This is a genomic window from Mesorhizobium sp. M7A.F.Ca.US.002.01.1.1 (assembly GCF_004022955.1).
In the GTDB taxonomy this organism is placed as follows: Bacteria; Pseudomonadota; Alphaproteobacteria; order Rhizobiales; family Rhizobiaceae; genus Mesorhizobium; species Mesorhizobium ciceri.
The window spans coordinates 1-8,327 of sequence record NZ_RZQE01000257.1 but is presented as its reverse complement, the minus strand read 5'-3'; the positions used below and the strand labels follow the sequence as shown (position 1 = coordinate 8,327).

Below are 8,327 nucleotides of genomic sequence, written 5' to 3'. Positions count from 1 at the left end.
GCGATGGAGGAGACCTATTGGGCGCTGCCCGGCCAGGGTGCTTTCCGCAACGGCAAGCGCATTGCGGTTCGCAAGCTGGCGGAAACGGCCGAGATTTCCGGGCTGAAGCAGTTGACCGACCTGATGCCTGCCGAATGGCAGGCGCGGCTGAAGCGGGCGCCTTACAGCCCTTCGCTCGCCTATCGGCTGGCCATGATCGCCAATGGCGCGCTGGACGCCACTTTCGTCAAGCCGAACGCGCATGACTGGGACATTGCAGCGGCCGACCTCATCCTGCGCGAGGCCGGCGGCCAGCTGCTCGACCAGCATGGCCGCGCTCCACTTTATGCCGGCGAGGTGACTCGTCACGGCGCCCTTGCTGCCGGCAGCGGTGAATTGCTGGCCGTGCTCGCCGGCGTCATCGCCGGTCTGGACACGTGAAAGCGTTTTCCCCGGCGAGATGAATTCATCTCGCCCTAAAGGTTCCAAAGTCGGCGGCTTTGGTCTAGACCTGTGACAAACTCACGATATGTGAAGGACCGACATGGCCGCGGAAGACGGAAAGAAACAGCTTTTGCATCTGGTGTTCGGTGGCGAACTGAAGAAGCTTGGCGGCACCGAATTCCGCGATCTCGACGGGCTCGACATCGTCGGCATCTATCCCGACTATCAATCCGCGCACACGGCGTGGAAAGCCAAGGCGCAAGCCAGCGTGGACAACGCTCACATGCGTTACTTCGTCGTTCATCTGCACCGGCTGCTGGACCCCGACAACAAGGCTGCCGGTTGACTTCGATGGAGCATGACCTGGCGAAAGGGCCAGCAAGCGATGCCGCGCCCACGGGCAGGGGACGCAGCCGCACGACCAAGGCCTTCTGGCGCAAGATTCGCCAACCGCTTGCGCAGTCGCGATTCGTCAAGAACGCCATCGCCAGCCTGTTCGCCCAGTTCGTCCGCTTCGTGCGCCTCACCAATCGCGTCGTCGAGGGATCGGCACGGTTTTCGGGCGGTGCCTATACCGAGTTCGAGCCTGGCATCATCGCCTTGTGGCACGGCCAGCATCTGCTGACGCCTGCCTATTATCCCAAGCGCAAGCCGCTGGTCGCCATGGTTTCGCGCAGCGCCGATGCCGAGCTCAACGCCTTGATGCTGGAAAAATTCGGCATTGAGGCGGTGCGCGGCTCGGGCGGGCGGGAAAATGCCAGGCACCTCGACAAGGGTGGGGCAAAAGCGCTTATCGCCCTGAAAAAGTCGCTCGCCGTCGGCAAGAACGTCGCCATGATCGCAGATATTCCGCACGGCACGCCGCGAGACGCAGGACTTGGCATCGTTCTCCTGGCTCGCCTCTCGGGCCGGCCGCTTGTGCCCGTCGCCATCACCACCAGCCGCCGCAAGGTGCTGGAGAAGAGCTGGGACAAGACCACCATCAACCTGCCGTTCGGCCGTTCGTCGATCGTCATCGGCCAGCCGATCTTCGTGGCGGCCGGCGCCGATGACGCCGAAATGGAGCGCAAGCGCCAGGAAGTGACGACAGCGCTCAATGCCGCGACCGCCGAGGCTTACCGTCTCGTGGATGCTCCGCGATGAGCGGCCGCTGGGCACGGGCCATGCTGTCGGCTTACCGATTCGCGGGTGCGGCAGCCTATCCGCTGGTCGGGCCCTACGTTGCCTGGCGCACCTCGCGCGGCAAGGAAGACCGCTACCGCCGCCGCGAGCGCTATGGCGTCGCCGGCCGCGCGCGCCCCGACGGGCCGGTGATCTGGATCCATGCCGCGAGCGTCGGTGAGACCATAGCCGTCGTGCCGCTGGTCGAAAGCATTCTCGACTATGGCGTCAACATCGTGCTGACGACCGGCACGGTGACCTCTGCGCAGGTCGCCGACGAGCGGCTCGGTGACCGGATCATCCATCAATATGTACCGCTCGATCTCAAGCCGGCGGTCAGCCGGTTCCTCGATCACTGGCAGCCGGATCTGGCAATCATCGCCGAATCCGAGATCTGGCCGATGACCATCCTCGAGCTTGGCGCGCGCCGTGTGCCGCAGGTGCTGGTCAATGGCAGGCTGTCCGACCGCTCGTTCAAATCGTGGAAGAAACGGGCCAACATCGCCGAGGCGCTGTTCGAGAACCTGGCTCATGTCGTGGCGCAGTCGGATGTCGATGGCGAGCGGTTTCTCGCGCTCGGCGCGCGGCCGGTGACGGTGTCGGGCAACCTCAAGGTGGACACGTCGCCGCCGCCGGTCGACGAACGGGCGCTGGCGACACTGCGGCGGCAGATAGGCACGCGCCCGACCTGGGCGGCGATCTCGACCCATGACGGCGAGGAAGTGGTCGCGGCTGAAGTCCACGCGACGCTGCACAAGCGCCACCATGGTCTTCTGACGATCGTCGTTCCGCGTCATCCCGATCGAGCCGAGGCGCTTGCGGCGCAGATTTCCGGCATGGGCCTGAAAGTCGCGCGGCGCAGCAAGGGCGACAGGATCACGGCCGACACCGACATATTGCTTGGCGACACGATCGGCGAGATGGGGCTCTATCTCCGGCTGACGGAAATAGCCTTCGTCGGCCGCTCGCTGACCTCCGAGGGTGGCCAGAACCCGCTGGAGCCGGCCATGCTCGACACGGCGGTTCTCGCCGGGCGCAATGTGCAGAATTTTCGCGAGGCCTACCAGCGTCTCCTCGACAGCGGCGGCGCCAAGCTGGTGCGCGATCGCGACATGCTGGCCGGCGCCGTCAATTTCCTCCTGACCAACGAAGTGGCGCGCCACGAGATGATGGCGGCAGGCATTGCGACCGTCGACGAGATGCGCGGTGCGCTGGCGCGTACGCTGAAATCGCTTGAGCCCTACATCCAGCCGCTGGTCGTCAAGTCGCGCCTGAAGGGCGCGAACGGGCGCTAGCGTGGCCTCGGAAGCACCACCATTCTGGTGGGAAGAGCCGGACTGGCGGGTCCTGGCACTGTTGCCGCTGTCGGCCATCTATGCGGCTGCCGCCGGCCGCGGCATGCGGCGGGCCAAGCGTGAGAAGATCGAAGCGCCTGTTCTGTGCATCGGCAATTTCACGGTTGGCGGCACCGGCAAGACACCGGTGGCCATCGCGCTCGCCAAGCAGGCCAAGCGCATGCATCTGAAACCAGGCTTCCTGTCGCGCGGCCATGGCGGCTCCTTCGCCGAGCCGCACGTGGTCGATATCGACCACGACAGCGCCCGGCATGTCGGCGACGAACCGCTGCTGCTCGCCGAACACGCGCCGGTGGCGGTGACGCCGAACCGCGCCGCCGGCGCCCGGCTGCTGCTGGAACGGAATGGCTGCGATTTCCTGATCATGGACGATGGCTTCCAGAGCGCCCGCATCCACATCGACTATGCGCTGGTCGTGGTCGATGCGCGCTACGGGATCGGCAACGGCCGCGTCATTCCGGGGGGGCCGCTCAGGGCCAAAATCGTCGACCAGCTGGTTTTCACCAGCGGGTTGTTGAAAATGGGCGAGGGCACTGCCGCCGACAGCGTGGTCCGCCAGGCGGCACGCGCCGGCCGGGCGATCTTCGAGGCCCATACAGAGCCACGCGGCAAGGCAGGGCTTGCCGGCAAGCGGTTCCTCGCCTTCGCCGGTATAGGCCATCCCGAGAAATTCTTCGACACGGTGCGCGAGGCCGGCGGCGAACTGGCATTGACGCGGCCGTTTCCGGACCATCATTTCTATGCGGAGGACGAACTTGCCGAGTTGGCGGCGACCGCACGCACTGAGGGGCTGGTGCTCATCACCACCGCCAAGGACGCCGCCCGGCTGCGCCACGGCGCCTCACAGGACTTTCTCGACCGGCTCGAGGTGCTGGAGATCGACACGGTCTTCGAACTCGATCACGTTCCCGAGCGCATCATCGACGAGACGCTCGATGCCTGGCGCCAGCGCAAGCTGAAGGGTTAACTGCGCTTACGCAGCTCCGGATGCATCTCGATTTCACGGCGCAGCGAGGCGGTGGCGCTGATATAGGGCTCTTGCCTTGCGACGCTCCAGTACTTCAACTCGTCGAGCGGAATGCTTTCGCCTGTCACCGCGCAGCGCACGAACGCGCCGGGACTGGTAACCTGGAAGTCGCCATCCAGATAGCGGATGCGGGCTTCCTTGCCGCCGGGGCCTTCGAAACGGTTCATCATGCGGGGACGCCAGGGTTCATGAGGATTTCATCGCCATAAATTCCCGGCGAGGTCAAGCATGAGACAAGCCTGAGACAATGCTGAACGCTTATTGTGAAGCGGAAAAATGTTGTTGGTGGGCCGCAATGGACGTTTCCTCCACTCGTCTTCCCGCCCTGCTTAGGGAAGTGATGACGCCGCAAGCCGTGCCCTTGGGGCAGGCTGATCCTGTGATGACGGCACTGGTCAAGGCGCTGGTCCAACCGCCGGCGCCGTCTCTGCTCGCGCAGCAGACAGCGCCGGCGCTGTTGATTTTGCCGGCGGCGCCGATGGCCGTCAAATCGCAGCAGATCGCATCCGCTGGCATCGTCGAGGCCTATCTTGCCCAGCTTGAGACGGGCGAAGAGGCGGCGTTGGCAACAGTCGTGGCGAGAAAGGCAAAACCCGAAGCCGAAACGCTGCGAGCCTTCTTGCCGCCTTCGACAACCGCCAATGACAATGCCTCCGCCAGGGTTGCGGGGCTGTCATTGCTTTCGCTTATCCCGCCGCAGGCTCCAATCCCGCGCAACGCTGCCGCCCTGGGTACGCCGGCGGGCAGGTACAGGCCGGCCAATCAATCCCATGGTGCGGTGCCGAACCCTGAGCAGTTGCTGGTGAAAATTGGCTTTGTTTCGATAATGGCCGGTTTGCTGGGAGCGGTGATCCTTGGGTTCGTTTTGTTGTTGCTTCGCTGAGCTTCGAATCGGCCGGTTTTACATATAGGTCCGGAAGGCCTATCGCTCGACTTCGATAAACGCCTCGATCTTTTCCTGGGCCAGCCCGGCCTCTGCTGCGATGCGGCGGGCGAGGTCGGCGGCGGCGGCACGCGGCCGCCCCATCGGCCGGTCGAGCCAGTAGGATACCGGGTTGAGGGCTGTGCGCTCATCGACGGGAGTGATGCGGCCCGATTGTAATTGATGTCCGGTCAGCGGCGGGCGGGCCAGCGCGATGCCGAGCCCATAGGCGGCGGCGTCGAGCACCAGATTGTAGTCTTCGAAGCGGCGGTCCTGCGGGCGCGGGCGGTAATCCATGCCTTGCGCGGCAAACCCGGCGCGCCAGGCCGACGCGTCGGAATCGTTGATCAGCGGATATTTGAGCAGCCGGGCAGGGTCGCCGCGGCCGATCTCGCGGGCAAGCTCGGGTGACGCGACAGGGAAGACATGTTCCTCGAAAAGCTGCACCGAGATGCGGCCCGGAATGCCGCCGCGTCCACAACGGATCGAGAGGTCGATGCCTTCATCGGCAAGGTCGGCCTGGCGGATGTCGACATCGAGCACGATGCGCAGCTTCGAGGGATTGTTTTCCAGCGCTGCCATGCGCGGCATCAGCCACAGTCCGCTGACCGAGGGGATCGAGGTCAGCCGCACCACCGCCGTGCCACGGGGCTCGACCCAGCGGTCGGAATGGGTCGATATCAGCGCAAAGGCTTCCGCCGTGCGCAGATGCAGCCTGTTGCCTTCGATCGTCAGCGAGACGCCGCGCGCACCACGGTCGAAGACTTTCAATCCCAGCCAGTCCTCGAGCTTGGCGATCTGCCGGCTGACGGCGCCATGGGTGATATTGAGCTTTTCGGCGGCCGCTGAAAAGCTGCCTGTCCGCGCCGCCGCATCGAAGGCGCGCAGCGTTTCGAGCGGCACCATTGTGTCCGAGCTGTGATCCATAGTCACAGGTGATCCTCGATTTCGTCGTTTGTCAACCGGGGTGAAAAGGCGTTTTCTGCCTTTCAGGACCGAAGAAATACGAGGGCGGTGAGATGAGCGAGATAACGGGCACGTTGAATTCGACACAGCGAATGGACACCACGGCAGCCATCGCGGTGGCGCTGACGGTGGTTGGTTGGGCCTCCGCCTTTCCCGCTATCCGAGCCGGTCTCGCCGCCTTCGGCCCACTGGAACTGGGTGCGTTGCGATTTGCCATCGCCGCTGTGCCGGCGGCGATCTTCCTGGCCGTCAAGCGCCCGGCGCTGCCAAGGCTCGACGAAGCGTGGCGCCTGGTCTTTGGCGGCGCCATCTTCGTCGCGCTCTACACCGTCATGCTCAATTTCGGCGAACTGACCGTCTCGGCCGGTGCCGCCGGCTTCATCATCAATGTCAGCCCGATCTTCACCGCCATCATGGCGATGGCATTGCTGGGCGAGCGCTTCTCAGGCGTGGCCTGGATCGGTACGGTGATTTCCTTCGCCGGTATAGGCATCATCGCCATGGCCGACGGGCATGGCCTGTCGTTCAACACCGGTGCTCTGTTGGTGCTTGGTTCGGCCTTGTGCTCGGCCGTCAACACCATCGTCCAGAAGCCGCTGTTTGCCCGCCATCATCCATTGACCATTTCGGCTTCGAACATGGTGCTCGGCGCACTATGCCTGGCGCCCTTCCTGCCGTCGGCCTTTTCGCAGGCGGCGGTCGCCGACACAGCAGGCCTCGGCGCCGTCATCTTTCTCGGCATCGTGCCCAGCCTCATCGCCTATGCCGCCTGGGCGACCGCGCTGTCGCGTCTGCCGGCGGCACGTGCCTCCAACTTCCTCTATCTGGTCTCGCCGATGTCCGCGCTGATCGGCTTCTTCTGGCTGGGCGAAGTTCCCACGCTGCTCGGCATAATCGGCGGCGCGCTGGCGCTGGGCGGTGTCATCGTGGTGAATTTGAAGAGATGAATATTGCCGACCGTCCGCTTCCGCCATTCGGAACGATCCCTCGATCAAACGCGTTTAGCCGAGGTTTGTTCGACGGAGGTCCGAATGCCGGGTGCAACCACGCACCGACGCATGCAACTGGATGATCTATCCATTTTTTATCGCGAGGCAGGGCCGTTAGAAGCACCTGTCTTGCTCTTGCCGCACGGCTATCCCTGCTCTTCGTTCCAATTCCGCCGACTGATGCCGGCGCTCGCCGACCGCTGGCGGACGATTGCATTCGACTGGCCTGGCTTCGGATACAGCGGCACACCCGATCCGGTCACCTTCGGCTATGATTTCGACGCCTATTGCGACGTGCTTTCCAAGCTTGCCGATGAATTCGGTCTCGAACGCTACGCCTTGTGGCTGCACGATTATGGCTCGCAGATAGGGCTCCGGCATGCGATCTCGCACCCGGAGCGGATCAGCGCCCTGATCATCCAGAACGGCGACATCTACGAGGACGTGCTTGGACCCAAATACGCCACGATCAAGGCCTGGTGGACCGACAAGGCGCCCGGCAAGCACCGTCCGCTCGAGGCCGCGGTAAGTGAGGACGGGTTCCGGGCCGAGTTCATCGGGGAAGTGGCTGACGACGTCGCCATGCGCGTGCCGCCCGATCTCTGGAGCCTTCACTGGCCACTGATGAACACGCCGGTTCGTCGGCAGATCGCCGTCGGTCTGATGGAGAAGCTGGAAGCCAATCTCACCTGGTTTCCGCGCTACCAGGCTTATTTGCGTGAACACCATCCGCCCACGTTGATCGTTTGGGGGCCAGAGGATGGCTATATGCCCGCGGCGTCGGCAACGGCCTATCATCGCGATCTGCCCGATGCGGAACTGCATCTGATCGAAGGGGCGGGTCATTGGCTGCTCGAGACACATTTCGACGACGCGCTGCCGCTGGTCCGCGATTTCCTGGCTCGTGTTCACGGCTGATCACAGCCGGCGTCCGCTATGCCCGGTTTGCTGTCCGCCTGACTGAAGGAGAACCTCATGCCGACCAAACCGACCATCGCGCGCATCTGGCGCGGTCGCACCCGCCGCGACATCGCCGACGCCTATGAGCCATACCTGCGTGCCGAGGGTATTCCGCCCCTCGAGAAGACGGCGCTTGGCGTCCAATTGCTGCGCGAGGACCGTGATGCCGAGACGTGGTTCACAACCATCTCCTATTGGGCCGACATGCAAGCGATGACCGCCTTTACCAAAGGCGAACCGACCAAAGTCCATCATCTGGACCGCGATGCCGAGTTCCTGATCGAGCTGCCGGAGCGGATCGAAATCCATCGGATACTTGTCGATCGTCGGGGACTGCGCTGAGCGCCGATCGGTGGTTCGCAACCTCTTCTTCTTCGCGGTGATATCGCTGATCTGGGGGCTGACCTGGGCCGCGATCAAGCTCGGTCTCAATGACGCGCCTCCGCTCCTGCTGGCGGCTGCACGCTATTTGCTGACCGCTTTGGCGGCAGGAGCCTGGCTTTTCGGCGAGGCGGTCTGCTGGG

11 protein-coding genes are annotated in these 8,327 nt (G+C 64.0%); 9 read left to right on the top strand and 2 right to left on the bottom strand.

The features are described from left to right. The 5 genes from EN932_RS22375 to lpxK all read left to right on the top strand — a co-directional run. A partial coding sequence (locus tag EN932_RS22375; RefSeq protein ID WP_281061549.1) for an inositol monophosphatase family protein occupies positions 1-420 on the top strand: 420 nt, incomplete at its 5' end. A gap of 103 nt (positions 421-523) precedes the next feature. Further along, positions 524-769 carry a DUF4170 domain-containing protein gene (locus tag EN932_RS22370; protein WP_013532345.1) on the top strand — a complete coding sequence of 82 codons (246 nt, stop codon included), beginning with the start codon at positions 524-526 and terminating at the stop codon, positions 767-769. A 5-nt stretch (positions 770-774) separates the two neighbouring features. Further along, entirely contained in the window at positions 775-1,566 is a 792-nt protein-coding gene (locus EN932_RS22365) for a lysophospholipid acyltransferase family protein (RefSeq protein ID WP_013532344.1), read from the top strand. Beyond that, entirely contained in the window at positions 1,563-2,879 is a 1,317-nt protein-coding gene (waaA, locus tag EN932_RS22360) for a lipid IV(A) 3-deoxy-D-manno-octulosonic acid transferase (RefSeq protein ID WP_013532343.1), read from the top strand. Before EN932_RS22365 ends, waaA begins: the two co-directional genes overlap by 4 nt. Position 2,880: 1 nt before the next feature. Then, entirely contained in the window at positions 2,881-3,906 is a 1,026-nt protein-coding gene (gene lpxK / locus EN932_RS22355) for a tetraacyldisaccharide 4'-kinase (protein WP_127370300.1), read from the top strand. Here lpxK and EN932_RS22350 read toward each other — a convergent pair. Next, entirely contained in the window at positions 3,903-4,136 is a 234-nt protein-coding gene (locus tag EN932_RS22350; RefSeq protein ID WP_013532341.1) for a DUF2093 domain-containing protein, read from the bottom strand. The two genes, lpxK and EN932_RS22350, sit on opposite strands and share 4 nt — an antisense overlap. Positions 4,137-4,261: 125 nt before the next feature. Between EN932_RS22350 and EN932_RS22345 the strand changes: the two genes are divergently transcribed. Further along, the gene (locus EN932_RS22345; RefSeq protein ID WP_127370299.1) at positions 4,262-4,849 is read left to right on the top strand and encodes a hypothetical protein; all 588 of its coding nucleotides are present in this window, start codon (positions 4,262-4,264) and stop codon (positions 4,847-4,849) included. 39 nt (positions 4,850-4,888) lie between these two features. Here the strand turns inward: EN932_RS22345 and EN932_RS22340 are convergent, their stop codons facing one another. Further along, a complete protein-coding gene (locus tag EN932_RS22340) occupies positions 4,889-5,815 on the bottom strand; it encodes a LysR family transcriptional regulator (protein ID WP_128369073.1) in 927 nt (308 codons plus the stop codon). A gap of 92 nt (positions 5,816-5,907) precedes the next feature. On the opposite strand from EN932_RS22340, the gene EN932_RS22335 reads away from it, so the two are divergent. From EN932_RS22335 to EN932_RS22325, 3 genes are all read left to right on the top strand, one after another. Continuing rightward, positions 5,908-6,801 (top strand): DMT family transporter, encoded by an 894-nt coding sequence (locus EN932_RS22335; protein WP_013532338.1) that lies wholly within the window; start codon positions 5,908-5,910, stop codon positions 6,799-6,801. Between the two features lie 84 nt (positions 6,802-6,885). Continuing rightward, on the top strand, positions 6,886-7,761 hold the full coding sequence (locus EN932_RS22330) for an alpha/beta hydrolase (RefSeq protein ID WP_127369578.1): 876 nt from the start codon (positions 6,886-6,888) through the stop codon (positions 7,759-7,761). Between the two features lie 57 nt (positions 7,762-7,818). Next, a complete protein-coding gene (locus EN932_RS22325) occupies positions 7,819-8,145 on the top strand; it encodes a hypothetical protein (protein WP_027163236.1) in 327 nt (108 codons plus the stop codon). Positions 8,146-8,327: the final 182 nt, after the last annotated feature.